The organism is Azospira sp. APE16 (assembly GCF_047901315.1).
Classification (GTDB): domain Bacteria; phylum Pseudomonadota; class Gammaproteobacteria; order Burkholderiales; family Rhodocyclaceae; genus Azospira; species Azospira oryzae.
On record NZ_CP179682.1, the window covers coordinates 2155558 to 2181748 of the forward strand.

The 26191-nt window shown below is 68.1% G+C and carries 23 protein-coding genes; 17 read left to right on the forward strand and 6 right to left on the reverse strand.

Annotated features, from left to right (window positions below):
• Positions 1–52: 52 nt before the first annotated feature.
• The 3 genes from ACLSSQ_RS10380 to ACLSSQ_RS10390 all read left to right on the forward strand — a co-directional run bounded on the left by ACLSSQ_RS10380 (position 53) and on the right by ACLSSQ_RS10390 (position 4996).
• Positions 53–2257 carry a TonB-dependent receptor gene (locus ACLSSQ_RS10380; RefSeq protein WP_416242625.1) on the forward strand — a complete coding sequence of 735 codons (2205 nt, stop codon included), beginning with the start codon at positions 53–55 and terminating at the stop codon, positions 2255–2257.
• A 55-nt stretch (positions 2258–2312) separates the two neighbouring features.
• The gene (locus ACLSSQ_RS10385; protein WP_416242626.1) at positions 2313–3797 is read left to right on the forward strand and encodes a PepSY domain-containing protein; all 1485 of its coding nucleotides are present in this window, start codon (positions 2313–2315) and stop codon (positions 3795–3797) included.
• A gap of 215 nt (positions 3798–4012) precedes the next feature.
• Positions 4013–4996, forward strand: coding sequence for a hypothetical protein (locus ACLSSQ_RS10390; protein WP_130458369.1), 984 nt, complete (start codon positions 4013–4015; stop codon positions 4994–4996).
• 74 nt (positions 4997–5070) lie between these two features.
• Here ACLSSQ_RS10390 and ACLSSQ_RS10395 read toward each other — a convergent pair whose 3' ends face one another.
• Complete coding sequence (locus ACLSSQ_RS10395; protein ID WP_014237327.1) at positions 5071–5274, reverse strand: hypothetical protein; 204 nt, start codon at positions 5272–5274, stop codon at positions 5071–5073.
• Positions 5275–5554: 280 nt separating this feature from the next.
• Between ACLSSQ_RS10395 and lexA the strand changes: the two genes are divergently transcribed.
• The 5 genes from lexA to ACLSSQ_RS10420 all read left to right on the forward strand — a co-directional run bounded on the left by lexA (position 5555) and on the right by ACLSSQ_RS10420 (position 12974).
• Positions 5555–6166 carry a transcriptional repressor LexA gene (lexA, locus tag ACLSSQ_RS10400; protein WP_014237326.1) on the forward strand — a complete coding sequence of 204 codons (612 nt, stop codon included), beginning with the start codon at positions 5555–5557 and terminating at the stop codon, positions 6164–6166.
• A 45-nt stretch (positions 6167–6211) separates the two neighbouring features.
• The gene (locus tag ACLSSQ_RS10405) at positions 6212–6649 is read left to right on the forward strand and encodes a VOC family protein (RefSeq protein ID WP_152089328.1); all 438 of its coding nucleotides are present in this window, start codon (positions 6212–6214) and stop codon (positions 6647–6649) included.
• 481 nt (positions 6650–7130) lie between these two features.
• Positions 7131–7865, forward strand: coding sequence for a translesion DNA synthesis-associated protein ImuA (gene imuA / locus ACLSSQ_RS10410; RefSeq protein WP_152089329.1), 735 nt, complete (start codon positions 7131–7133; stop codon positions 7863–7865).
• Complete coding sequence (locus tag ACLSSQ_RS10415) at positions 7786–9384, forward strand: Y-family DNA polymerase (RefSeq protein WP_416242627.1); 1599 nt, start codon at positions 7786–7788, stop codon at positions 9382–9384. Before imuA ends, ACLSSQ_RS10415 begins: the two co-directional genes overlap by 80 nt.
• A 248-nt stretch (positions 9385–9632) precedes the next feature.
• On the forward strand, positions 9633–12974 hold the full coding sequence (locus ACLSSQ_RS10420) for an error-prone DNA polymerase (RefSeq protein ID WP_416242628.1): 3342 nt from the start codon (positions 9633–9635) through the stop codon (positions 12972–12974).
• Between the two features lie 4 nt (positions 12975–12978).
• On the opposite strand, the gene yjjJ is transcribed toward ACLSSQ_RS10420, so the two are convergent.
• Positions 12979–14292: a type II toxin-antitoxin system HipA family toxin YjjJ gene (yjjJ, locus tag ACLSSQ_RS10425; protein ID WP_416242629.1), complete on the reverse strand. Its 1314-nt coding sequence runs from the start codon at positions 14290–14292 to the stop codon at positions 12979–12981.
• Between the two features lie 122 nt (positions 14293–14414).
• On the opposite strand from yjjJ, the gene ACLSSQ_RS10430 reads away from it, so the two are divergent.
• The 4 genes from ACLSSQ_RS10430 to ACLSSQ_RS10445 all read left to right on the forward strand — a co-directional run bounded on the left by ACLSSQ_RS10430 (position 14415) and on the right by ACLSSQ_RS10445 (position 17221).
• A complete protein-coding gene (locus tag ACLSSQ_RS10430; protein WP_416242630.1) occupies positions 14415–14750 on the forward strand; it encodes a hypothetical protein in 336 nt (111 codons plus the stop codon).
• A gap of 742 nt (positions 14751–15492) precedes the next feature.
• A complete protein-coding gene (locus ACLSSQ_RS10435) occupies positions 15493–16098 on the forward strand; it encodes a hypothetical protein (RefSeq protein WP_416242631.1) in 606 nt (201 codons plus the stop codon).
• Positions 16070–16393 (forward strand): hypothetical protein, encoded by a 324-nt coding sequence (locus tag ACLSSQ_RS10440; protein ID WP_416242632.1) that lies wholly within the window; start codon positions 16070–16072, stop codon positions 16391–16393. Before ACLSSQ_RS10435 ends, ACLSSQ_RS10440 begins: the two co-directional genes overlap by 29 nt.
• A gap of 222 nt (positions 16394–16615) precedes the next feature.
• Complete coding sequence (locus ACLSSQ_RS10445) at positions 16616–17221, forward strand: HD domain-containing protein (protein WP_416242633.1); 606 nt, start codon at positions 16616–16618, stop codon at positions 17219–17221.
• Positions 17222–17290: 69 nt separating this feature from the next.
• On the opposite strand, the gene ACLSSQ_RS10450 is transcribed toward ACLSSQ_RS10445, so the two are convergent.
• The gene (locus tag ACLSSQ_RS10450; protein ID WP_416242634.1) at positions 17291–18004 is read right to left on the reverse strand and encodes a pyridoxamine 5'-phosphate oxidase family protein; all 714 of its coding nucleotides are present in this window, start codon (positions 18002–18004) and stop codon (positions 17291–17293) included.
• A gap of 93 nt (positions 18005–18097) precedes the next feature.
• Between ACLSSQ_RS10450 and ACLSSQ_RS10455 the strand changes: the two genes are divergently transcribed.
• The 3 genes from ACLSSQ_RS10455 to ACLSSQ_RS10465 all read left to right on the forward strand — a co-directional run bounded on the left by ACLSSQ_RS10455 (position 18098) and on the right by ACLSSQ_RS10465 (position 20524).
• The gene (locus ACLSSQ_RS10455; protein WP_416242635.1) at positions 18098–19564 is read left to right on the forward strand and encodes a PLP-dependent aminotransferase family protein; all 1467 of its coding nucleotides are present in this window, start codon (positions 18098–18100) and stop codon (positions 19562–19564) included.
• Between the two features lie 347 nt (positions 19565–19911).
• On the forward strand, positions 19912–20103 hold the full coding sequence (locus tag ACLSSQ_RS10460) for a hypothetical protein (RefSeq protein ID WP_014237316.1): 192 nt from the start codon (positions 19912–19914) through the stop codon (positions 20101–20103).
• A gap of 85 nt (positions 20104–20188) precedes the next feature.
• Entirely contained in the window at positions 20189–20524 is a 336-nt protein-coding gene (locus tag ACLSSQ_RS10465; RefSeq protein WP_416242636.1) for a cupin domain-containing protein, read from the forward strand.
• A gap of 135 nt (positions 20525–20659) precedes the next feature.
• Here ACLSSQ_RS10465 and ACLSSQ_RS10470 read toward each other — a convergent pair whose 3' ends face one another.
• The gene (locus tag ACLSSQ_RS10470) at positions 20660–21616 is read right to left on the reverse strand and encodes a LysR family transcriptional regulator (RefSeq protein ID WP_416242637.1); all 957 of its coding nucleotides are present in this window, start codon (positions 21614–21616) and stop codon (positions 20660–20662) included.
• 134 nt (positions 21617–21750) lie between these two features.
• Between ACLSSQ_RS10470 and ACLSSQ_RS10475 the strand changes: the two genes are divergently transcribed.
• Both ACLSSQ_RS10475 and ACLSSQ_RS10480 read left to right on the forward strand, forming a co-directional pair.
• A complete protein-coding gene (locus tag ACLSSQ_RS10475) occupies positions 21751–22527 on the forward strand; it encodes a ferredoxin--NADP reductase (protein ID WP_014237313.1) in 777 nt (258 codons plus the stop codon).
• 280 nt (positions 22528–22807) lie between these two features.
• The gene (locus tag ACLSSQ_RS10480) at positions 22808–23524 is read left to right on the forward strand and encodes a Crp/Fnr family transcriptional regulator (RefSeq protein WP_416242638.1); all 717 of its coding nucleotides are present in this window, start codon (positions 22808–22810) and stop codon (positions 23522–23524) included.
• A gap of 53 nt (positions 23525–23577) precedes the next feature.
• On the opposite strand, the gene glyA is transcribed toward ACLSSQ_RS10480, so the two are convergent.
• Both glyA and ACLSSQ_RS10490 read right to left on the reverse strand, forming a co-directional pair.
• Positions 23578–24879, reverse strand: coding sequence for a serine hydroxymethyltransferase (glyA, locus tag ACLSSQ_RS10485; RefSeq protein WP_416242639.1), 1302 nt, complete (start codon positions 24877–24879; stop codon positions 23578–23580).
• Positions 24880–24961: 82 nt separating this feature from the next.
• Positions 24962–26188 (reverse strand): benzoate/H(+) symporter BenE family transporter, encoded by a 1227-nt coding sequence (locus tag ACLSSQ_RS10490; protein ID WP_205230275.1) that lies wholly within the window; start codon positions 26186–26188, stop codon positions 24962–24964.
• Positions 26189–26191: the final 3 nt, after the last annotated feature.

Genomic DNA, 26191 nt, shown 5'->3' on the forward strand with positions numbered 1-26191 from the left:
AACGGCGTCCGGCCATCCCGGCCCGATGGGCACTTTCCCGGATAGGTGTTCCATGCTTCCTGCCCCCGTCGCCTGCTGCGGCCGTCCCTTGCCCCACCGCCTCGCGCCCGTCTCCCTCGCCGTGCTGATGGTCTTTTCACCCCTGGCCCGGGCCCAGAGCGCCGACACTCCCCGGGTGCTGGACGAGGTGGTGGTGCGGGACCAGGGCCTGCAGGACGACCTGGCCTTCGACAAGAAGGTGGTCACCGGCAGCCGCCTCGGCCTCAGCGTCAAGGAGACGCCGGCCGCCGTCACCGTCATCGACCGGGAAGCCATCGAGCGCCGCGGCGCCGACAATACCCAGGAAATCCTCAAGGGCGTGGCCGGCATGACCGCCTCCTCGGCCCCCGGCTCCCCCGGCGCCGTGTTCTATCGGGGCTTTTCCGGCGGCAGCGTGACCCAGCTGTTCAACGGCATCACGGTGCAGTACGACACCATCGCCGCCCGCCCGGTGGATAGCTGGATCTATGACCAGGTGGAGGCCATCGGCGGCCCCTCCAGTTTTCTCTACGGTGCCGGCGCCATCGGCGGCTCCATCAACTACGTCACCAAGCTGGCCAACCGGGACGGCGACTTCACCGAGGCCAAGGCCCGCTACGGCAGCTACAACGCCACCCAGGTGGCCATCGGCACCAACCGCCGCCTCAACGACCGCAACGTCATCCGCCTGGATGTGAACCGGGATTCGGCCCGGGGCTGGAGCAAGGGCACCAAGCGGGAAGCCTGGCAGATGGCCGCCTCCCTGCTCACCGACCTGACCCCCGACCTGAGCCACACCCTGGCCGTGGAATACCAGAAGGAAACGGTGGACCGGCCCTACTGGGGCACGCCCCTGACGAAGCCTTTTGACGGCAAGGTCCACATCGACGATGGCACCCGCTTCAAGAACTACAACGTCAGCGACGGCCTCTATGAGCAGACCGTCAAATGGTTCCGCTCCATCCTCGACTACAAGGTCAATGACCAGCTCAAGCTGCGCAACACCCTCTACCACTACGACGCCCTGCGGGACTACCGCAACGTGGAGACCTACGCCTTCAACGCCAGCAACACCCGGGTCAACCGCAGCGGCGGCCTGCTGCAGCGCCACGACCAGGATGTGAACGGCAACCGCTTCGAGTTCAACTGGGACAGCACCCTGGGCAGCCTGCCCACGGCCTGGGCCGGCGGCCTGGACTACAGCCTCAACAAGCAGACCCGCTACCCGGCCTCCACCGGCAACGCCGCCCTGGGCAACGTCGATCCCCTCACCTACGATCCGGGCACCTTCAACGGCGTCACCGGCCTGGCCAGCGACGTCTACCGGCCGGACCGCTCCAACCGGGTCACCACCCTGGCCCTGTTCCTGGAAAACCGCACCTTCCTGAGCAAGGACCTGTCCCTGCTGACGGGCCTGCGCCAGGACCACATCGACCTGGAAGTGACCAACTACCGCACCGTCACCGCCACCGACCCGGCCTACTTCAAGCGCACCTACACGCCCCTCACCGGCCGCGCCGCCCTCACCTACGACCTGACGCCCAACGCCAACGTCTATGTGCAGTACAGCACCGCCGCCGATCCCCCCGCCGGCATCCTGGCCACGGCCAGCTTCGCCCAGGTACGCAACTTCGACCTGACCACCGGCAAGCAGCACGAAATCGGCAGCAAGTTCGCCTTCGCCGAAGGCCGGGGCCACGGCAGCGTCGCCTACTACGAGATCACCCGCAGGAACATCGCCGTGGCCGACCCCAACAACCCGGGCACCACCATCCCCGTGGGCCAGCAGTCCTCCCGGGGCATCGAGGTCAACGCCGCCTACCAGCTCACGCCCCGGCTCCAGGCCTCCGGCAATTTCTCGGTGGTGGATGCCCAGTACGATGACTTCACCGAAAAGGTGGGCAGCGTCGCCGTCTCCCGCCAGGGCAACCGGCCCAGCGGCATCCCGGCCCGGGTCACCAATCTCTGGCTGAGCTACAGCCCCAGCGCCGACTGGCGCGTCGGCGGCGACCTGCGCTACGTCTCGGACCGCTACGCCGACGCCGCCAACACCCTGAAGGCCGAAAGCTACGGCCTGCTGGGGGCCTTCGTGCAGTACAAGCTGGACCGCAAGACCACCCTGACGGCCCGCATCAAGAACCTGACCGACAAGGTCTACGCCGAAAACGTCTCCGGCACCAACATGGTCTATCTGGGCGCCCCGCGCACCCTGGACCTGTCGGTCCAGACCAGCTTCTGAGGCCCCACCGGCCCCCGCCCGGGGGCCGGCCCTTCCACCCAGCCGCCTGCCCTCCATGAAACGTCTGCTCTTCCTCGGCCACCGCTGGCTCGGCATCGCCCTCTGCCTGTTCATGGCCCTGTGGTTCCTCTCCGGCGTGGTCATGATGTACGTCGGCTACCCCAAACTGGGCACCGCCGAACGCCTGCAGACCCTGCCGCCCCTGGCCTCCGCCGGCTGCTGCGTCAATCTGGAGCAGGCCCTGGCCGCCCTCCCCGCCGGCGCCCGGCCCCGCAGCCTGCGCCTGACCAGCATCGGCGGCCGCCCCGTGTTCATCGCCGGGCTGGAGAAAAACCGCTTTGCCGCCATATCCGGCCATGACGGCAAGGCGGTCGGCAGCATCGGCGCCGAGGCCGCCCTGGCGGCGGCCCAGGCTTTCCTGCCCGGCCAGCCGGCCCGCTACCTGGAAGCCCTGCAGGAAGATGCCTGGACCCACTCCCGGGCCCTGGACGGCCACCGCCCCCTGCACGTGGTGGAAATGGACGGCAGCGACGACGGCCAAGGCCGCACCCTGCTCTATGTCTCCGCCAGCACCGGCGAGGTGGTGCGCGACGCCAGCGCCACCGAGCGCACCTGGAACTGGCTCGGCGCCTGGCTGCACTGGCTCTATCCCCTGCGCGGCGGCGCGCTGGACGGCTGGTGGACCGAGATCATCATCTACACCTCCCTCGCCGCCACCCTGCTGGCCCTGAGCGGCCTCGTGGTGGGCCTCCTGCGCTGGCGGCGGCGGCCCTACGCCAACGGCAGCCGCAGCCCCTACCGCAAGGCCATGCTGCGCTGGCACCACTGGCTGGGCCTCATCTTCGGCCTGCTCACCTTCACCTGGATCCTCAGCGGCCTGCTCTCGATCAATCCGTGGAAGGTCTTCGACGCCGGCACCCCCAAGCCGGCCCCGGCCCGCCTGGAACTGGCCGCCGGCACGGACGCTCCCGGCATCGGCGAGGTGCTGCAACGCTTCCGCGCCGACGGGCTGGAGGCCCGGGAGCTGGAATGGCTGACCTTCGCCGGCACCACCTACGTCCAGGCCCGGGATAGCCAGGGCCACAGCCGGCTGCTGCCCTGGCAGCGGCAGGGCGTGGTGCAGGCCTCCCTGGAGCCGGGCGTCCTCGAGGCAGGCGGGCGCCAGCTGCTGCCCCAGGCCGGGCTGGCGGCGACCCACCTGCAGACGGAATACGACTGGCACTACTACCAGCGCACCTACCACTCCATGACCGGCCACATGGAAAAGGCCCTGCCGGTGCTGCGCCTGGAATTCGACGACCCGGCCCATACCTGGCTCTACCTGGACCCGCGCAACGGCGCCCTGGTGCAACGCCTGGACGACCGCCTGCGCCTCAAGCGCTGGCTTTTCGCCCTCTTCCACAGCTGGGACTGGCTGCCCCTGCTGCAGCACCGGCCCCTGTGGGACATCCTGCTCATCGTCGCCAGCCTGGGGGGCTTCCTGGTCAGCCTCAGCGGCCTGGTGATCGGCCTGCGCCGCCTGGCCCGGCCCCGGGGCTGAGCCGCCGGCATCCTCTCCCCGGGCCGGGAATGCCCCAGAAATGGGCATCTCCGGCCCGGTGTTGTATTCCTGCACCGGAAATGTGCCCGGCCCCGCCGGGGCGCCCCTCCTTTTCCGGGAAAAATTCCCATAAATCAGCGACAATCCGCTCCCCCGGATGGAAAGCACGGCTCTTGCTTCCATCCCCATCATCGCCCCCTAGGGAGTCTGGGACCATGACCACCGTCCGTCATCTGGAAATCGCCGCAGCCGCCGAGCCGCCGGCTGAAGGCACGCGCCGCCTCATCGACGGCCAGGAGCGGGTGTACTACGACGGCTACTGGATCAAGACCTACCCGGTCCCCGCCGACTCCCTGGACGCCAAGAAGCGCCTGATCGAGGCCCTCACCCGGCGCCTCTTCAACCACACCGAATACGGCCTCAACATTCCCGGCCACCGCCTGGCCGAAGCCCGGGCCGCCTACGCCGCCGAGCAGGACCCGGGCAAGAGCCGGGTCAAGGCTGCCATGCTGGCCGGCGCCCTCTTCAACCGGGCCACGGACATTTTCCGCAAGCTGGTGGAGCTGCAGGCCGAGGGCATCGAGGTGGGCTGCGACGACGCCCTGATGCGGGAATGCGGCCAGTACCTGATGGAAGCCATGGAGCTGGGCCGCTTCGTCCTGCACCGCAGCGGCGAGGAAGGCATCGACGAGCTGTGGGGCGAGCCCTTCCGCGCCTTCTCCATTCCCGTGGAAGACTTCTACGAAGGCCGCTACATCAAGATCGGCCAGACCCTGCGCGACATCGACCGCATCGCCGCGGCCATGATCGACACCATCGGCCAGGTGCCCCTCTTCGCCGGTGTCGCCGGCCCCATCCGGGACCTGGCCGCCGCCGCCAAGGTGAAGACCGAGACCCTGCGCACCGATCCGGAAATCTTCGACATCTGGTCCTCCCTGGTCACCGCCGGCGAGCGCCTGGCCAACTTCACCCCGGGGCCGCCCACCGGCACCCCCAGCCGCTGTCCGCCCCCTGCCGGCTCCCCGGTGCACAGCGTCTCCGACGGCCTGCACCTGCTGCGGGCTGGGCGGGACCTGGTGTTCTACATCACCCGGGCCCGCACCCCCATGCCCAAAAGCACCCGGGAATACATCGAGCGCTGCCAGACCTACCTGGCCATCGGCAGCGTGCCCTTCGCCCCGGTGCCGCTACCCGCCTGATCCCGCCTGATCCCGCCTGATCCGGGCAGGCGCCGCCGGCCTAGCGGCCCGCCGCCCCGGGGCCGGGTCCGCCCTCAGGGCTCGCCGTCCCCGTCGGAACCGGGGCCCTCTTCGGCCTCGCGCATGATCTGCTCCCAGGCCACGGCCATCAGCAGCACCAGCAGCATCACCAGCTCGGTGACGGCAAAACTCACCATCGAATCCGTGCCCAGGCCCAGCAGGGGCGGCATGACCAGGGCCCCGGTCCCAAAGAAATTGCTCCAGCGTGAGGTGTCCATGGTGCTACTCCCGACAAATGTCACTCCCTGATTGCTGCAGAGCACAAAACAGGCCACAACCCCGCCCTGCCACCCCGAGACGCCCTATCCACGGGCATCACCGGGCAGGCACCGCCGTCCGGCCCGGTCCCTGGACCTTCCCGGCCACCCCGTTTTCCCCCGCCCTTCGCCCCACATCGGTGCCATCCCTCCCCGCCCCGGCGGACCGTTGCAAATGAAACCTTGCCATTTGCCCGGTTACTGTATAAAAATACAGTCAACCGATTAGGAGACCGCCACCATGGTCAAGCTCACCCCGCGCCAGCAGGAAATCCTCGACTTCATCCGCAACCATGTGGAAACCCTGGGCGCCCCGCCGACCCGGGCCGAAATCGCCCGGGCCTTCGACTTCGCCTCCGCCAACGCCGCCGAAGACCACCTCAAGGCCCTGGCCAAGAAGGGCTCCATCGTCCTGGAACCGGGCTCGGCCCGGGGCATCCGCCTGGTGGAGCAGCTGGGCCTGCCCCTGGTAGGCAGCGTCGCCGCCGGCTCCCCCATCCTGGCCGTGGAAAACGTCCAGGGCCGCTACTCCGTGGCGCCGGACATGTTCAATCCCCGGGCCGACTTCCTGCTCAAGGTGCGGGGCCTCTCCATGCTCGGCGCCGGCATTCTCGACGGCGACCTGCTGGCGGTGCACCGGACCACCCAGGTGCGGGACGGCCAGATCGTGGTCGCCCGCATCGCCGACGAAGTCACGGTCAAGCGCTTCAAGCGCAACCTGGGGCGCATCGAACTGCTGGCGGAAAACCCGGATTACGGCCCAATTCTGGTGGACCCGAACCGGGACGATTTCGCCATCGAAGGCGTGGCCGTGGGCCTCATCCGCGGCGGTTTTTCCGGCAGTCTCAGTTGACCCCGACTGATCCCCGCTGACCAGCCACTTGCGAAGGAGCCGTCCATGACCATTCCCCGCCTCACCACCCTGACCCTGGGCGTGGACGACCTCTCCCGGGCCACCGCCTTCTACCGCCACGTCTTCGGCCTGCTGCCCCGGGACGACTACGAAGGCATCGCCTTCTTCCAGCTGCCCGGCACCTGGCTCATCGTCTATCCCAAGGACAAGCTGGCCGAAGACATCGGTCCCGACACGGCCCTGGCCGGCCCTGGCTTCAACGGCATCACCCTGGGCTACAACGCCCGCAGCCGGGACGAAGTGGATACCGTATTCGCCCAGGCCAAGGTCGCCGGCGCCCGCATCGCCAAGATGCCCCAGGAAACCTTCTGGGGCGGCTACAGCGGCTATTTTCAGGACCCGGACGGCTACTACTGGGAAGTGGTGTGGGGCCCCATGTTCGACCACGCCCCCGACGGCAGCCTGCTGTTCCGGGAGGGTTGAGCCGGGCAATCCGCCACTGCGGAAGCGCAGCCGAGTCTGCCGGCAGATCCGCGGCGCTCCCGCCCGGTCTTCCCCCGCCTGCCGCTGCGCCGCCCGCGATGCCATCCGCTCCACCCTGACGCCCTAACCCGCCTTTTTTCCAGGCAAGCACAGGCCGCCCTGCCGGGCACGGCCCCGCCCCGGCTGTCGCCGTTTTTTGCCGACAAGCCGGCCGCCGCCAGAGACGAAGGCCCGTCACAAACCCTTTTGCCGCCCTGACCCGCAGCACCGACAAAGCCGTTACCCCCGATCCGGCAAACGCCCCAGCCACCCGACCAAGCCGCCCGACAACAGCAGACACCAGCCAACGACAACCTCGCCGCACCCCAGCCGCCGATCGCTCAAGCCCGCCACCACGCCCACGACTACACCCGCAACCAACCCGCAACCAACCCGCAACCAACCCCTACCAACCCCTACCAATCCACCTCCTGCGCCGACCATGTCCGCCCTGCCTTCTTCCCCCGCCCCCGTCACCCTGGCCGATCTCCTGGCCCGGCCCGACGTCTGGCGCGGTGACGCCCTGGCCCGGGTGAAGGCCCCCGGTCTGGCCACGGGCTACCCGGAGCTGGACCGGGAACTGCCCGGCGGCGGCTGGCCGCGCCAGGCCCTGAGCGAATTCCTGGCGCCGCCGGAGGCCGGCGTCGCCGGCCTGCTGGCCCCGTCCCTGGCCGCTCTGGCCGGACCCCTGCTGCTGGTGGCGCCGCCCTGGCCCCTGCACGCCGCCGGCTGGGCCGCCGCCGGCCTGCCCGGCCAGCGCCTGCTGGTGGTGGAGGCCCGGGGCCAGGATGCCGCCTGGGCCTGCGAAACGGCCCTGGAAGAAGGCGGCTTTGCCGCCGTCCTGGCCTGGCTGCCGGACATCGACGCCCGGGGCCTGCGCCGCCTGCAGCTGGCCGCCGAAAGCTTCAGCGGCCCCGCCTGCCTGGTGCGTCCCCCGGCCCGGCTGCGGGAATCCTCCCCCGCCCCCCTGCGCCTGACCGTGGAATGCCGGCCCCAGGGCCTGCTGGTGCAGATCGTCAAACGCCGGGGCGGCGGCCTGCCCCCGCCCCTCACCCTGGTGCCGCGCCTGGCCGTGGCCCGCCTTCAGGAACGCGACCGTGCTCTGGCTCGCCCTGCGCTTTCCCCTGCTGCCCCTGGACGCCCTGGCGCCCCCGCCCGACGCCCCGTCCACGCCTAGGGCCGCCGCCAGCCAGGGACGGGTGGTAGCCGCCAACGGTGCCGCCCGGCAACTGGGGGTGGCGCCGGGCATGGGCCTGGCCTCGGCCTGGGGCCTGGCGCCCGAGCTCAAGGTGACGGAGCGGGACGGCGCCGCCGAAACCCGGGCCCTGGCCGGCCTGGCCTGCTGGGGCGGCAACTTCACCCCCCAGGTCAGCCTGGACCAGCCCGCCGGCCTGCTGCTGGAAATCGGCGGCTGCCTGCGCCTCTTCGGCGGCCTCCCGGCCCTGCTGCAACAGGCCGTGGACGGCGCCCTGGCCCAGGGTTACAGCCTCGCCGCCGCCTGCGCTCCGACGCCCCTGGCCGCCCGCTGGCTGGCCAACGGCGCCCCCTGGCTGGAGCCCGCCGCCGACGGCCCCCGGCCGGCAACCGCACCCCTCCTGGCCGAAAACGGCGGCCCCCTGCCGGTGTGCACCGACCCGGCCCGCCTGGGGGCCGCCCTGGCGCCCCTGCCCCTGGACTGCCTGGAACTGCCCCGACAGCAGCGGCAGCGCCTGGAAAACTTCGGCGCCCGCCGCCTCGGCGACCTGCTGGCCCTGCCCCGGGCCGGCCTCAACCGGCGCCTGGGCCTGCAACTGGCCGCCGACCTGGCCCGGGCCCTGGGCGAAGTGCCCGACCCCCGGCCCCGCTTTCCCTTTCCCGACACCTTCCGCCAGGGCCTGGAACTGCCGGCCCGGGTGGACGACGCCCCCGCCCTCAACTTCGCCGCCCGCCGCCTGCTGCAACAGTTGCAGGGCTGGCTCGCCAGCCGGGGCGCCGGCGTCGGCCGCTGCACCCTGGAACTGCAGCACGAGAAATACGCCGGCAGCACCCGCCGCGGCCTGCCGCCGACCCGGCTGGTGCTGGGCTTCGCCGGCCTCACCCGGGACGGGGAGCGGCTGCAGCGGGTCCTGAGCGAACGCCTGGGCCGCCTCGCCCTGGCGGCGCCGGTGGACGCCCTTACCCTGATCGCCGACCAGGTGGAGGAACTGCCGGGCAGCGACCGCCAGCTCCCCGGCCAGGCACCGCCGGAAGAAGAAGGCAGCGACCCGGCCCGCACCGCCGTGGCCCTGGAACGCATCAAGGCCCGCCTGGGGGAGGACAAGGTCTACAGCCTGGCCGCCGTGCCGGACCACCGCCCCGAGCAAGCCACCCGGCGCTGCGCCCCGAACCTCGATCTCCAGGGCATCATGGCCAGGGCCCAGGACCCGAGCCACTCTCAGGCCATGGCAGGCCAGGGGCCGCGCCCCCTCTGGCTCCTGGCCCACCCCCAGGCCCTGGGCGAGACCCAGGGCCGCCCCCGGCACGGCGGCCCCCTGCAACTCCTGGCCGGGCCGGAACGCATCGAAAGCGGCTGGTGGGATGAAGGGGAAAGTGCCGACGGCCTTCCCGCCCCCGGCGACCTGCGCCGCGACTACTTCGTCGCCCGCAACCCGGCCGGCGAATGGCTGTGGGTGTTCCGGGACGAAAGCGGCTGGTTCCTCCACGGCAGGTTCGCATGAGCCGGCACCATCACGGGCGGCTCCCGGCCCAGGACGACGCAAGCCGTACCGCCGGCGGCCTTCCAGCCAGCCTCCCGGCCAGCCTGTCTCCGGCAACCGCCCGAGGGAACGACAGCCCCCGGCGCCCCGGCCGCCTGCCGCCTTCCAGCTGGCCTCTTTCCAACCGGGCACTTCCTCGCCCGGCCTGCCTTGCCGCACGCCGGTCAAGGCATTGCACCACCGCTCCCGCCAGCAGAAGCCGCTGAACCATGCCGCTCCCGGAAACCACCCCGCCGCCGGCCCTGCCCGACTACGCCGAGCTGCACTGCCTCTCCAACTTCTCCTTCCTGCGGGGCGCCTCCCACCCGGAGGAATTGGTACAGCGGGCCGTGGAACTGGGCTACGGCGCCCTGGCCGTCACCGACGAATGCTCCTTCGCCGGTTCGGTGCGGGCCCACGTGGCGGCCAAGGCGGTGGGCCTCAAGCTCATCCACGGCACCGAGATCGTCCTCGCCGACGGCCTCAAGCTGGTGCTGCTGGCCCAGAACCGGGAGGGTTACGGCAACCTCTCGGCCCTTATCACCCTGGCCCGGCGCCGGGCCGAGAAGGGCGCCTACCGCCTGACCCGGGGCGACCTGGAGGGCTTCGGCCCCAGCGGCGCCCTGCCCGACTGTTTAGCCCTGTGGGTTCCGGGGCCGCAGTTCGACTCGCCGCCCGACCCCGCCGACGGCCGCTGGCTGGCCCAGCGCTTTCCGGGCCGGGCCTGGCTGGCGGTGGAACTCCACGCCGGGCCGGACGACCGGGGCCGCCTGGAACAACTGCAACAGGTGGCCGCCGACTGCGGCCTGCCGCTGCTTGCGGCGGGCGACGTGCACATGCACAGCCGCGCCCGCCGCCCCCTGCAGGACGTACTCACCGCCCTGCGCCTCAACACCACGGTCTTCGCCGCCGGCCACGCCCTCCACCCCAACGGCGAACGCCACCTGCGCCCGCGCCTGCGCCTGGCCCGGCTCTACCCGCCCGAACTGCTGGCCGAAACCCTGGCCGTGGCCGCCCGCTGCACCTTCTCCCTGGACGAGCTGCGCTATGAGTACCCGGAAGAAGTGGTGCCCCACGGCCTCACCCCCGCCGCCTACCTGCGCCAGGAGGTGGAAGCGGGCCTGGCGGTGCGCTACCCGGATGGCGTGCCGGAGAAAGCCCGGGCCCAGGTGGAATACGAGCTGGGCCTCATCGCCCGGCTGCAATACGAGGCCTACTTCCTCACCGTGTACGACATCGTGCGCTTCGCCCGCAGCCGGGAAATCCTCTGCCAGGGCCGGGGCTCCGCCGCCAACTCGGCGGTGTGCTACGCCCTGGGCATCACCGAGGTGGACCCGGCCAAATCCGAACTGCTTTTCGAGCGTTTTATCTCCGCCGAGCGGGGCGAGCCGCCGGATATCGACGTGGATTTCGAGCACCAACGGCGGGAGGAAGTGATCCAGTACCTCTACGCCAAATACGGCCGGGAGCGGGCCGCCCTCACCGGCGCCCTCATCACCTACCGCACCCGGGGGGCGCTGCGGGACGCAGGCCGGGCCTTGGGTTTTGGCCGGGAGCAGATCGACGCCCTCGCCAACACCCTGGCCTGGTGGGACAAACAGGACGAACTGCCCGAGCGCCTGCGGGCCGTGGGCCTGGACCCGGAAAGCCCCCGGGTGGCCAAGTGGCTGGCGGTGAGCCGCGCCCTGCGGGGTTTTCCAAGGCACCTGTCGCAGCACGTGGGCGGCTTCGTCATCTCCCGCGGCCCCCTGTCGCGGCTGGTGCCCATCGAAAACGCCGCCATGGAACACCGCAGCGTCATCCAGTGGGACAAGGACGACATCGACGCCCTGGGCCTGATGAAGGTGGATGTGCTGGCCTTGGGCATGCTCTCCGCCATCCGCCGCGCCCTCGACATGCTCGGCGCCCGGGACGGCAGGCCGGTGCGGTTGCAGGACATCCCCCGGGAATCGAAAGCGGTGTACGACATGCTCTGCCGGGGCGACAGCCTGGGCATCTTCCAGGTGGAATCCCGGGCCCAGATGGCCATGCTGCCGCGCCTCAAGCCGCGCCAGTTCTACGACCTGGTGGTGCAGGTGGCCATCGTGCGGCCCGGCCCCATCCAGGGCGACATGGTCCATCCCTACCTGAAACGGCGCCACGGCGAAGAGAAGATCGAGAAAATCTCCCCGGCGGTGGACAAGGTGCTGGAGCGCACCTACGGCGTGCCCATCTTCCAGGAACAGGTGATGCAGCTGGCCGTGGTGGCCGCCGGCTTCACCCCGGGCGAGGCGGACCAGCTGCGCCGGGCCATGGCCGCCTGGAAGCGCAAGGGCGGCCTGGAACCCTTCGAGCAGAAGCTCATCCGCGGCATGCAGGAGCGGGGCCTGCCCGAATCCTTCGCCCGGCGCATCTTCGAGCAGATCAAGGGCTTCGGCGACTACGGCTTCCCCGAATCCCACGCCGCCAGCTTCGCCATCCTGGTTTATTTCTCCGCCTGGCTGAAACGCTACGAGCCCGCCGCCTTCCTCTGCGGCCTGCTCAACGCCCACCCCATGGGCTTCTACGCCCCCGCCCAACTGGTGCAGGACGCCCAGCGCCACGGCGTCACGGTGCTGCCACCAGACGTCACCCACAGCGCCTGGGAATCCCTGCTGGTGGAACTGCTGCCTGATCACCCGCCTTCCCGCCCCCGCACCGTACGCCTGGGCCTGCGGGAAATCGCCGGTTTCAACCAGGCCGCCGCCGAGCGCATCGCCGCCGCCCGGCAAGACGGCCCCTTCACCTCGGTGGCCGACCTGGTCGCCCGGGCCGGGCTGCAACGCCCGGAACTGGAACGCCTCGCCGCCGCCAACGCCCTCCACGCCCTGGCCGGCCACCGCCGCGCCGCCGCCTGGGAAAGCGCCGCCGTGGAAAACACCGGCCAGCCCCGCCACCATGGCAGCCGCAACGGCCAGGAGGCGGAACAGAGAAAGGAAAAAGGAAGAGGAAGCGCCAAGGCCCTTGGCAACCGCAGCAGCACCAGCGACGCCGCCAACGCAACAGGCCGCAGCAAAAACGGGATGGACGAGAGGGACAAGGGGGATGAGAGGGGCCACGCCCTCCCCATCCAGGGCGACCTCTTCGCCGCCCTGCCCCCGCCCGCGGAAGCCCCGCCGCCCCTGCCCGCCCCCACGGAAGGCGAAGACCTGGTGGCCGACTACGCCACCCTGGGCCTCACCCTGGGCCGCCACCCCCTGGCCCTGCTGCGGGAACGCCTCACGGCGGGCCGCTTCATCACCGCCGCCGAACTGCGGGCCGCGCCGGACAAGAAACTGGCCCGGGCCGCCGGCATCGTCACCCACCGCCAGCGCCCCGGCACCGCCAGCGGCATCGTCTTCGTCACCATGGAAGACGAAACCGGCCCCATCAACGTCATCCTCCGCCCCGAACTGGTGGAAAAACAGCGCCGCGAAACCCTGGCCGCCCGCCTGCTGGGCGTCTACGGCCAACTAGAATCCCACCACGGGGTGACCCATCTGGTGGCCAAGCGGCTGGTGGATCTGACGCCGCTACTGGGGCGGCTGACGACCCGGAGTCGGGATTTTCACTAGGGCATCAGCCTAGCCGGGCAATGCGGGAGGCGGCTTCATCCATACGCTGGCTGATCGCCTCGATGCAGGGAGCGAACCTGCCGGAGAAGCCAGCGCAATCCCGCAGCCGGGCCAGGAAGGTTTCAGCCAACGCCAAAGCCTCGCGCCAAATGGCACCATCGACCGAAGCCGACAGCGAGAGCGGCGAAAGCGGCGGCAGCGTATCTGCCACCACGCCGCTACTTTTCGGCGCAAACCCCATGGGCAACATGTCGTAGGCTGGTGCCAGCCGATACGGGCGGCCTTCGCCACTGAGAAACGACAAGTTCCCCCCGTGCATGTCCGTATTGCCGATCAAGGTACCAAAGGCCCACAGCCGCGCCGAACCGGCGACGGCGTCGGGGTGAACATGGCCATCCGCCACTAGGCGGCGCACCAGGGCGGGCCAAGGCGCCGCCGCATCGCCCACGTACTCCGCCTCCAGGGCACGCAGGGAGAAGACGCCCACGCGGCCCAGCTTGCCGACGCGGTCAAAGCGCGGCACCTCCAGAAAGCGCTGGCCGCCGAAATCAAACACCTCGGTTTCCACCCCCAGCACCGCCAGGGCCAGATGCTCGGCCAAGAGGAGATCACGCCACCGCTCACTGACCGGGTTGTCGTCCTGTGCCGAAAACTTCACCAGCACATGACCACGGGCGGAATAGGCGCAGAACTTCGGCTGTTCCCCACCGGCGGAAGAGCCGGGAACCTCCCCGGCGCCAACGGCCCGGGCCAGGGCGGGGTATTCGGCCTCCCGATCCAGGGGAGACGGTTCTGCCATGCCAATGAAGCGGTCGCGGGACAAGTCCCCGATCAGCAGGTTGCCAATGGCGTCATGCCCATGGGCCAGGAGCGCCCGGATCACCTCCCCATCGCCCCAATGCTCCGGGTTGCCCGGCAACCCCAGGGCGCCCGCATAAGCGGCGGCATAGGCCCGACCGAGATAACCCTGGGGGCGCATATCCAACAACCACCACGGCAACCCATCGCTATGCAGCGTCATCCCGTCGGCCTGCACCATGACAAACCCCGCCGGGCGAACCGGCACGAGCTGGCCCAACTCCCGAATCTGCCCCGCCTCGCTGACACGATAGATCGGCGCCGCCGTAAAGCCCCGAGCAGCATCCCGCAGGGCATAACGAATAGCGGCGCCGGCGCCGATACGAATCACCTCATCCCCCAGCGCCGCCAGCGCACGGGACATGGTCGGCTGGCTGATCCCCGCTTTTTCAACAAGTTGGCGAGACGACAGCGGCCCCTGCCCGAGCAGAAGACGAAGGGAATCGGAATGACGAGTCATGGTAATGAATGACTAAATGAATAGATTGTGAATAGCTATTCTAGCCGCCCGACAAGCTCCCGTCACAGCATTTTCCGCAACCGGCACAGCAGCGGCATGAGCAGAATGAGCCCCTGGGCCCGATGTGGCATCGCTCAACGGCGGGCCGCTTCATCACCGCCGCCGAACTGCGGGCAGCGCCGGATAAGAAACTGGCCCGGGCCGCTGGCATCGTCACCCACCGCCAGCGCCCCGGCACCGCCAGCGGCATCGTCTTCGTCACCATGGAAGACGCCCATCAACACCAGCGCCCCGAACTGGTGGAAAAGCAGCACCGCGAAACCCTGGCCGCCCGCCTCCTGGGAGTCTACGGCCAACTCGAATCCCGCCACGGCGTCACCCATCTGGTGGCCAAGCGGCTGGTGGATTTGACACCGCTACTGGCCCGGCTGGCGACGACGAGTCGGGATTTTCACTAGGGATTGCTATCAGCAAATTCCAGTCATTGAAGTATTTGTAGCTAACTGTTCGTCATCCAAGCTTCAATCGTTCCGGAATCTCTAAGCAGTAAGACCTTCATGTCTACTCCCTACTCACCATCATTTCGATCTTGAGCCCACGATGCAAAACACGTATTCTTGCATGCCACCAACATACCCGTGTTACTTGAACGGGGAAATGGAATCCCCAACTAACGGAACAAGACGTTGACTTAGATGTCAATACACCAAGATATTGCTGATAGAATCAGCGAGAATAGGCTTTTCCCGCTACAACCACTGATGCCTCCGCCCCCAGGATCACAGCTCCGTACGATGTTCATAACAGAAGAGATTCAATCCCTTCTAGTTGGGCCGTGGCGCAGCGAAAGCTGGGAGGAGCGCTGCGGCTACTTGCATGCAGACCTTGATCGCTTTGTTCAGGGTGGGGTCTTGTCAGTTGCTGAACGACCCATGTCTGGTGGGAGGAGTTCGTATTTGCGTCAGTTATATCGCTGGCGTGAGGAGGTGTGGGAAATCAGGAGCAGAGATCCACAACCAGGGATTAGAGTGCTTGGAAGGTTTGCCGAAACGGATATTTTTATCGCTACCAGTTGGTGGCATCGGGCAGACTTAGGAGGTCCAGGAGAACGCGCATGGAGGGATGCAATTGTCGAATGCAAAACTCAATGGAAACACCTTTTTCCTGCCTATGAACCAAAATCATCTGGAGTCAATGTTCATGACTACCCAAACGACTATATCTCAACCAACACTTTGCTCGTCTAACGCAATATCCGACACCCCTCCCCTATCTGTTGGCGTGTTGGCATATTTCCGTGGACGACTAAGTAACCGAATCCATGAGTTAGTTCTTGCCGAATTTTTGGCTCAAGAACGGGAAGGAAAGACAACTCGTTCATGTCTTGCGCGGCGAATTAGGCGAAAACCGGAACAGGTCACACGCTGGTTTGGCTCACCAGGAAATTGGACATTAGACACATTGAGTGATCTCCTCATCGGAATGGGTATGGAGCCCACACTTTCTTTGCAAAGTGTAATAAGTGAGAAACACAGACCATCAACCCAAACATTGGGCATATTGAATTTAACATACCAATTAAATAATCTCTTTGAGGTACAAACAGCGCAGGAAGTTGCTCAAGATATAGCCACCGGAAATCACAAGCCTATCTACGTTAGCCTACGACCATTAACACAAGACACAAAGAGCAAAATAAAAGCTATTGAAATTCAAACAACACCAGCTCTTAGTCAGATACATAGCAATATTAATTTTGAAATAGTGGAGAATAAAAGTGCCAACACCAAAACCGCTACAAAATGAAATTCAAACTTCAAAGAGCATGCCGACAAATGTAATTTATGCAGACCGATTCACAAATATTGGAATTGGTTCCGCTGTTACTCGACTTACTCTTGCCGTCGAGGCTGGCGACAATAACTTTGCGCCAACTGCCCAATTAATTATGCCAACACCCGCCCTATTTGAAGCAATCCAATTTATGGCAGAAACAATTAACAATGATGAAATTAAGAAAAACATAATTAGCACATTGGATTTGTTTAAGGAAAAAATAATGAATCCAAAAGAACAACCAACCTCTAACATTCTTGACTAATTACATTTAAAAATAAAAAACACCCCAGCATTTAGATCAACCTTCTTTAGAAAATGAATTATGCCAAGGAAAGAGAGTTTCCACCGCATTTCTATTCAAACTTTTGAAGCAGTCATTAACTGAGCAAATTAGGGAATATCTACTTAAGGGCAACCCCATCATTTTTAGAATAAAGCATTGTCTTGGTCTAGACTGGCATGCCTAGTACCAATATCGCCCCCCATGCCCTCCCCCCTCCCCCAACAACTCACCTTCCTCCGCGAAATTGACCGGCTGAAAAGCGTGGTCCGGCTTACGCCCCTGCTTGATCGCTCGCGGCGGGAGAACAGTGCGGAGCATTCCTGGCATCTGGCCCTCTATGCCCTGGTGCTGGCGGAACATGCGGCGGGGGAGGTGGATGTGCTGCGGGTGGTGAAGATGCTGCTGATCCACGACATCGTGGAGATCGACGCGGGGGACGTACCCTTCCATGTGCCGGAAACCCATGCGGGGCAGGCGGAGCGGGAGCGGCTGGCGGCGGAGCGCCTTTTCGGCCTGCTGCCGGAAGCCCAGGCGGCGGAGTTTCGGGAACTGTGGTTCGAGTTCGAGGCGGCGGAGAGCGACGATGCCAAATTCGCCAAGGCCCTGGACCGCTTTCAGCCCATGCTGCACAACGCCGCCACCGAGGGCGGCACCTGGGTGGAATGCGCCGTCACCCTGGAGCAGGTGAAGCAGCGCTGCCGCCCGCCCATCGAGAAGGGCTCCCCCGCCCTGTGGGCCGTGGCCGAGCAGATGGCCGAGGCCCACCTGGGCCCGGCCGGCAGCGAGACGCCGGACCAGGTCGCCTGAGGCCAGGTTCCGGGCCTCGGTCAATCCTCCTTCTACCCGCCGGGCCCCGCCCGGGGGCGGGCTTGCCGCCTAATCCACACCCGCCACGCTCGCCCCATCCTGCCCCGGCCTGCCGAAGCGGGTCGGGGGCGCTTCCGTCAGGGGGCTGTCGGCTTCCATCACCGGCTCGCCCTGGCGGCGTTGCAGGGGAATGACGCCGGCCCAGGCGGGCCAGGTCAGATCCTCCGCATCGTCCTTGGGGCCGCCCTGGCGCACCTTGGCCGAGGCTTCGGCCAGGGAGAGGCGCAGCACGGCGGTGGCGTTCACCTCCTTGGCCGTCATGGGCCGCAGTTCCTCCCAGCGCCCCGGGTAGAGGCCTTCGATGAAGGCCCGCAGGGCCCGGTGTTTCTCCTCCGGCTCGGTCACCGCCTCGAAACGGCCGTAGATCACCACGGAGCGGTAATTGAGGGAGTGGTGCATGGCGGAGCGGGCCAGCACCAGGCCGTCGGCCAGGGCGATGCTGACGCAGGCCTCCCCGGCCAGCAGGGCCTGGCCCAGGCGCGAGGCCTTGGCGGCGTGCAGGTAGAGGTGGTCGCCCTCGCGCCAGTGCAGGGTGGGAATGGCGTGCACGCTGCCCTCCCACTGGAAGGCCACGGTGCACAGCAGGCCCGCATCCACGATGGCGGCGACGCTGGCCAGGTCGTAGGCGGCCCGCTGGGGCCGGCGCAGGACCCGGGTGCGGGCGGAGGGGCTGGAAGAGGCGGAAGGGCCGGAAGGGTTTGGGGAAGGCTGGGATTCGCGCATGGCGGCAAGCTCCGGTGAATGGAAACAGGGCCAGCCTAAGGCTTGCGTGGTACCTTCTGTAGCGCCACCAAACACATTATTCATGGAGCCACGATGGAACTGGACTGGCTGCTGGCCCCGCCCCTGCCCGAGGCCATGCCCCGGCAGCGCCTGCTCTACCACCGCCTGCGGGACGCCATTCTCTGCGGCCGCCTGGCCCCGGCCACGCGCCTGCCGGCCAGCCGCGCCCTGGCCGATTCCCTGGGCATCGCCCGCAACACGGTGCTCTTCGCCTACGAGCAGCTGACGGCCGAAGGCTGCCTGGTGGCGGACCGCCAGGGCACCCGGGTGGCGCCCCTGGCCGCCCTGGGCGCCACCGCCGACGGGCCTGCCGAACGCGGCCCGGCCCCGCCTTCGCCGGGGCTGTCGGCCCGGGCCGAAATCGCCCGCCAGCCCGCCGCCGTGCCCCATGCGCCGCCCCTGCCCTTCAGCCCGGGCATTCCGGATTACGGCCCCTTTCCCTTCCGCGCCTGGCGGGGCTGCCTGGAGCGGGCCTGGCAGGAGGTGAGCTGGCGGGAACTGGGCTACACCGCCCACGGCGGCGACCCGGCCCTGCGCCGGGAACTGGCGTCCCACCTGACCACGGTGCGGGGCCTGCCGGTGGCGGCGGAGCAGATCGTCATCACCAGCGGCACCCAGAGCGGCCTGGACCTGTGCGCCCGCTTCCTGGCCGACGCCGGCCACACCGCCTGGCTGGAAAACCCGGGTTACCAGGCGGCCCGCATCGCCTGGAGCCTGGCCGGCCTGGCCCTGCACGACGTGGCGGTGGACGAGGGCGGCATGGCGCCGACGGCGGCGGACTGGGCGGAACGGCCGCCCCGGCTGATCCTCCTCACCCCCTCCCACCAGTACCCCACGGGCCGGGTCATGCCCCTGGGGCGCCGGCTGGACCTCATCGAGCAGGCCCGGCAGGCCGGCGCCTGGATCGTCGAGGACGACTACGAAAGCGAATTCCGCCGCGCCGGCCCGGCGCCCCCGGCCCTCTTCGGCCTGCAGGAGGAGGCGCCGGTGGTCTATGTGGGCACCTTCAGCAAGACCCTCTACCCGGGCCTGCGCCTGGGCTATCTGGTGCTGCCCCGGGGCATCGCCGCCGACTTCGCCCTGGCCGCGGCCCAGACCACCCGGGCCGGCCAGGGCATCGAGCAGCGGGCCCTGGCGGACTTCATCCGGCGCGGCCACTACACCGCCCACCTGCGCCGCATGCGCGCCCGCTACGCGGCCCGCCAGACGGCCCTGCGCCAGGCCCTCAGCGCCGCCCTGGGGCCGGGCTTGCAACTTACCGGCGGCGAGGCCGGCCTGCACCTGGTGCTGGAACTGCCGCCCCAGCAGGACGACCGGGCCGTGGCCGCCCGGGCCGCCGCCCTGGGCCTGGGCCCGCGCCCCCTCAGCCACTACGCCCGGCCCCCGGTGCGCTGCAACGGCCTGGTGCTGGGCTACGGCAATCTGGAAACGGGCATGGTGGGCGATGCGGTGCAACGGCTGAAACTGGCCCTGGCGCTCGGGGAACCGCTGCCGGGCTGAGACATGGGCGGGCGCGGGGCAGCGGGGCACGGCCGCTTTTCCGCGAACGCCCGGAACAGGCCCGGGCGGACAGGATGGCTCCATGGCCGGCCCCCGCCGGGAACGGGCCCGGCGCCGCCCACCGGCCATCCCGTCGGCATGAAGCCAGAACCTGCCGCAGCCATGGCCTGCCGCCCGGGCCGGGGCGGAAAATCGTCCTTAAACGACGCTGCCGCCTCGCCTAGAATGAAGACGGCGACGGCGGTCCGGCAGCGGCAAAGATGGCGCCGTTGTGAGAGAATCCGGGCCCAGAAACCAATCGGGGCGCCCGCCGGCGCTTTCCCCACCTGCAAATCCATAGGCACACCATGAGCACCCAAGGCACGCAGCGCCGCAGCACCTTCGACAAGATCGAGATCGGCCAGAAGTTTTTCGACCCCATCAGCGCCGAATACTTCGTCAAGCTGACCGACACCACCGCCGCCATGGTCACCGGCATCGGCGACGGCACCATCCCCGACGAATTCGAACCGGAAGACGTGGTCCGCATCGACGGCTAAGGGGCTTTCCAGCCCCTCCGCCCCGACCCGCCCCGGCCGGCCATTCCAGGCCGGGGGCAGCCAAGGGGCAGAAAGCACAGGCGCCATGGACGCACCCGCCCCCTGGGGCAATCTGCTGGCCGTTCCCGACGGCCCCCTCGACGGAGAGCGCTTCGACGCGCTGCTGGCGGGTGGCGCCTTTCGCCTCGAGCGCATCGTTTCCACCGGCCAGTCGAGCCCGCCCGGTTTCTGGTACGACCAGGAGGACGGCGAATGGGTGGCCCTGCTCAGCGGCGCCGCCGAACTGCAGTTCGAGGACGAGGCCGAGCCGCGCCGCCTGGCCCCCGGCGACTGGCTGCACATCGCCCCCCACCGCCGCCACCGGGTGCACTGGACCGCCCAGGACCAGGCCACCGTCTGGCTGGCCATCCACTACCGTTAGCCGTTCCTGCCGGCTGCCCCTCGGGCGGCCCGCATGCCTCCAGCGGCGACTGCCGGCGCCCTTCCCTGCCTTGCTTCACACCCCGTCTTGCGCCAAGCCCCGCCGCTGCTGCGCCCGGGGCCGCGCCGCCCTGCCCTAGCGGTAATCGATGACCGAGCCGTCGGCCCGGCGCAGCACGATCTGGTCGCTGCGCTGGATGCCGTCCACGGCCCGGCGGCAGAGGTCGAGAAAATGCTGGATGCCCCGGGTGCGGAATTTCTGGCGATGGATGATGAAGTGGAACTGGCGCCGCAGATTGAGCCCGGGGGGCGGCAGTTCCGCCAGGCTGCCGCGGCGGAAGGCCTCCTTCAGGGCCAGACGGGAAATGCAGCCGATGCCCAGACCCGCCTCCACGGCCCGCTTGATGGCCTCCGTGTGTTCCAGTTCCAGCGCCACTTTCAGCCGGGGCAGCCGTGAACCCAGCGCCCCTTCAAGGGTCTGGCGGGTGCCCGAGCCGGGCTCCCGCAGAATCCAGGGCTCGGCCAGGAGGTCTTCGAGCGTGGCGTCCTGCCTGCCCGCCAGGGCATGGTCCGGAGCGGCGAAGACCGCCAGTTCGTCCTCGATCCAGGGCGACACTTCCAGATCCGGGTGCTGGCAGACGCCTTCGATGAGGCCGAAATCCAGCTCGAAATTGGCCACCTGGCGGATCACCGTGGCGGTGTTGTGCACCTCCAGATGGACCCGGCCCCGGGATTCCTCCGGCCGCCCGCCCATGAACTCTCCCAGCAGCAGGGGCGCCAGGTAGTTGCCGATGGTCAGGGTCGCCCCCAGGCGCAGGGGGCCGCCTTCCCCCTCGCCCTGCAGCAGGGCCTCCACGTCCCGCCCCTGGTCGAGCAGGGCCTGCACCCGGGGCAGCAGCTGGCGCCCCAGTTCGTTGAGCTGCAGGCGCTTGCCGTGGCGGTCGAAGAGGCGGGTGTCGAACTGCTTTTCCAGCTCGTTGAGGCTCATGCTCACCGCCGACTGGGACAGGGACAGGCTCTCCGCCGCCCGGGAGACGCTCTCCTGGCGGGCCACGGCGACGAAGGATTCCAACTGGCGCAGGGTGAATTTCATGGCGAGGGGCCTTGCTTATCAATTTGTCTGACTGATTATATAAATTTAATTCGATTCATATATATGAACCCGCCCCCTAGAATCCGTTCCAACTTCCCGTCACCTTTGTCCCCACGATCCGCGAAAGTCCTGCCATGTCCTCGTTCATCCACGAAGAAGTCACCAGCGTGCATCACTGGAACGACAGCCTGTTCAGCTTCAAGACCACCCGGGACCCGGGGCTGCGCTTTCGCACCGGCCAGTTCGTCATGATCGGCCTGGAAGTGGAGGGCCGCCCCCTGATGCGCGCCTACAGCATCGCCAGCGCCCACTACGAGGACCATCTGGAATTCTTCAGCATCAAGGTGCCGGACGGCCCCCTCACCTCCCGCCTGCAGCACCTCAACCCGGGCGACAAGATGCTGGTCAGCCGCAAGCCCACCGGCACCCTGGTGCTGGACGACCTGAAGCCCGGCAAGCACCTCTACCTGCTGGGCACCGGCACCGGCCTGGCCCCCTTCATGAGCGTGATCCGGGACCCGGAGGCCTACGAGCAGTTCGACAAGATCGTGCTGATCCACGGCGTGCGCACGGTGAGTGAACTGGCCTATTCCGACTTCATCGAGAACGAGCTGCCCAACAATGAGTTCTTCGGCGAGCTGGTACGGGAAAAGCTGATCTACTACCCCACCGTGACCCGGGAACCCTTCCGCAACCAGGGCCGCCTCACCGACCTGCTGGAAAGCGGCAAGCTGTGCGCCCAGATCGGCCTGCCCCAGCTCAACCCGGAAACCGACCGGGCCATGCTCTGCGGCAGCCCGGCCATGCTGGCCGACACCAGCGCCATGCTGGACCGCCTCGGCTTCCAGGTTTCCCCCCACATCGGCACTCCCGGCGACTACGTCATCGAGCGGGCCTTCGTGGAAAAATAAGGCGCTTCGCGCGCTGCCAAAAACCGGGCCCGGCGCCCGGTTTTTTTTTCGCCGGCGGCGACCTTGGTTCGCCATGCCGGCAGTCGGCTCGCGACACCGCGACGGCATCCTGCCGGCATGAATTTGTGAAACTTGATTCACATCAAGTTTTCGACTTTCCAAGGTACTGGATTGCAAGGAGAAAATCCGCCCCCCACACCACCCCCGCGCCATCGCTTGCCAGACGCCATCTTTCGCCCGTTGCACAAAAAAACCAAGACGACATCAACGGGGGTTGGACATGGAAATCACGACAGGTGAGAGCATCGCCTCGCCAACGCTCATGGAAGTTCTGCAGGAAGTGCTGCAGGACGCCCGGATCGCCCATCGGGTCAGCTGGGAACGCTGGGCCCCGGGCACCCTGTGGCAGTCCTGCCACAACCGCAGGCAAAGTCTGTTCGTCGTCCGCCACGGCCGCCTGGAACTGGCGGTGACGGATGCGGAAGGCCGGGAACGCTCCCTGCGCCTGCTGGCCGAATCGGAGTTGTTCGGCACCGAGGCCCTGGCCGCCGGTCCCGCCGCCGAGGGCGAGGCCGCCCGGCAGGATTACGGCATCCGCGCCGTCACCTATTCCGAAGTGCTGCAGCTTCCCCTGGACATCGTGGACCAGCTGATCGCCCAGCTGCCCATCTTCCGCAAGGCCCTCACCAGCAGCATCGCCAACCACATCTGGGCCCTGGAACGGGAGCGGGAACACGGCCGCTCCATGCCCACCAACAACCGTCTGCTGTGCTATCTGCGCTGCGGGGAGAACGGCATCCGGAGCGGGCAGAAGCCCAGCGGCAAAGCCACCCTGCCCATGCACCTGCTGGCCCGGCGCATCGGTTGCAGCGCCGGCCACCTCTCCCGCTCGGTCAGCACCATGGTGCGCCAGGGCATGCTGCTGCGCCAGGACGGGCGCCTGCAATTGCAGGGCGACGGCGAACGGCCCTACGCCTTCTGCGAAGGCTGCGCCTAGCCATCAGGTCAGCTCACCGCCGCGGCAGGAAGGCCCGGGTACGTGAGTCAGACTCAGTAAGGCAAGGGGAAGCGGCGGCACAGTTCCGCCACCTGGGCCCGGACCGCAGCGGCGACTGCCGGGTCCGGCGCTTCCGGATTGGCGGCCAGGGTTTCGAGCAGATGCACGATGAGACCGCCGATCAGGCGGAACTCGGCGGTGCGAAAGCCCCGGCTGGTGCCGGCCGGGCTGCCGACGCGGATGCCGGAAGTGACCATGGGCTTTTGCGGATCGTGGGGAATGGCGTTCTTGTTGAGGGTGATGCCGACCCGCTCCAGGGCCTTCTCCGCCACATTGCCGGTCAGATTCAGGGGCCGCAGGTCGGCCACCGCCAGATGGGTGTCGGTGCCGCCGGAAACGATGCGCAGGCCGCCGGCTGCCAGGGTCTGGGCCAGGACCTGGGCGTTTTCCACCACCCGGGCCGCATAGCTGCGGAACTCCGGTTGCAGGGCCTCGCCGAAGGCCACCGCCTTGGCGCCGATCACGTGCATCAGGGGTCCGCCCTGCAGGCCGGGAAAAACGGCGGAATCGATGGCCTTGCCGAAGGCCGCGTCGTTGCTCAGGATGAGGCCGCCCCGGGGCCCGCGCAGGGTCTTGTGGGTGGTGGAGGTCACCACGTCGGCGTAAGGCAGGGGCGACGGATGGGCGCCGCCGGCGACGAGGCCGGCGAAGTGGGCCATGTCCACCAGCAGCCGCGCCCCGACCCGGTCGGCGATGCGGCGGAACTCGGCGAAATCGAGAATGCGGGAATAGGCGGAACCGCCGGCGATGATCAGCTTGGGTCGGTGTTCATAGGCCAGGTGTTCCACCTCCGCCATGTCGATGCGGTGGTCGTCCGCCCGCACGCCGTAGGCGACGCCGCGAAACCACTTGCCCGACTGGTTCATCGGCGCCCCGTGGGTCAGGTGGCCACCGGCGGCCAGGCCCAGGCCGAGGATGGTGTCGCCCGGTTGCAGCAGGGCCAGATAAACGGCCTGGTTGGCCTGGCTGCCGGAATGGGGCTGCACATTGGCGTAGGCGCAGCCGAAGAGGCCCTTGGCCCGGGCGATGGCCAGGGCTTCCACCCCATCCACCGGGCCGCAGCCACCGTAATAGCGCCGGCCCGGGTAGCCTTCCGCGTACTTGTTGGTGAGCACCGAGCCCTGCATTTCCAGCACGGCGGGGCTGACGATGTTCTCCGAGGCGATCAGCTCGATCGAATTCCGCTGCCGCGCATATTCGGCAGCCACGTAGCGGGCCGCTTCGGGGTCGGTGCGGCCCAGTGCTCCGGGGGCCTGGTCGCATGGCTGCCGGGGCAGATCGTTTGGGTTGTTCATCTCTCGTTGCCTTTCTCTGTTGCTGATGGACGAGGCGCCGGCAGCCCCGGCGCCCATTGCGGGTATCCGCCCGGGCCCGGCCCTAGCGCCCCTCCCCGGCTGCGGACTGGCCCAGGCGGGGCATGCCGCGCAGGAGGCGCAGGTCGCCGTGGATCAGGGCGTGGGCTGCCAGGCCGGCGAGCAGGCCCCAGAAGGCGCCCCCCAGGCCGAACAGGGTGACGTTGGCGGCGGTGGCGAGAAAGGTGATCAGGGCCGTTTCCCGCCCCCGCAGATCCACAAGGGCGGTGGCCAGGCTGCCGCCGATGGCGCCGAGCAGGGCCAGGCCAGCCAGGGTGGTGATGAAGGCGGGCGGCAGCACCACGAAGAGGGCCGCCAGGGTGGTGCCGAAAATGCCCACCAGGGTGTAGAACACGCCGCAGGCTAGGCCGGCGATGTAGCGTTTGCCCGGCTCCTCGTGGGATTCCCTGCCGGTGCAGATGGCGGCGGTGATGGCGGCCACGTTGAAGGCATGGGAGCCGAAGGGCGCCATCAGCAGGGAGCCCAGCCCGGTCACCGCCAGGATGGGGCTGGCGCTGGTCTTGAAGCCGTCGTTGCGCAGCACCAGCATGCCCGGCATGTACTGGCCGGTGAGGGTGATGACGAAGAGCGGCAGGGCCACGCTGAGCAGGGCGTTCACCGAAAAGGCGGGCGTGGTGAACACCGGCAGGGCCAGCTTCAGCGAGACCCCGGCAAAGCTGGCCTGGCCGAGCCCGAGCAGCAGCAGGATGCCGGCCACCAGCACGCCGACGATGGCATAGCGGGCGGTGAAGCGGCGCAGCAGGGCATAGGTCAGCACCAGCACCCCTACCAGCAGCGGGTCCATGCCGGCGCCGCCGAAGGCGCCGATGCCGAAGCGCAGCAGGATGCCGGCCAGCAAGCCGGCGGCGATGCCGGGAGGAATCATCTTCACCACCCGCTCGAAATAGCCGGAGACGCCCAGCACCATGAAGCCGACGGCGGAGAGCATGTAGGCGCCGATCATTTCCGCATAGGGCGTGGTGGGCAGCACGGCGATGAGGAAAGCGGCGCCGGGGGTGGACCAGGCGGTGATGATGGGCTCCCGGTAGCGGTAGCTCAGCCAGGCGCCGGTCAGGCCGACGCCCACGGAAATGGACCAGATCCAGGAGGCGGTCTGCTCCGGGCTCAGGCCGGCCGCCTTGGCGCCCTGGAAAACCAGGATGAAGGTGCCGCCGTAATTGACGATGACCGAGATCAGGGCCGCCACGGTGGGGTGCAGCAGGTCGGCGGGCTTGAGGGATTGGGTGTTCACGGG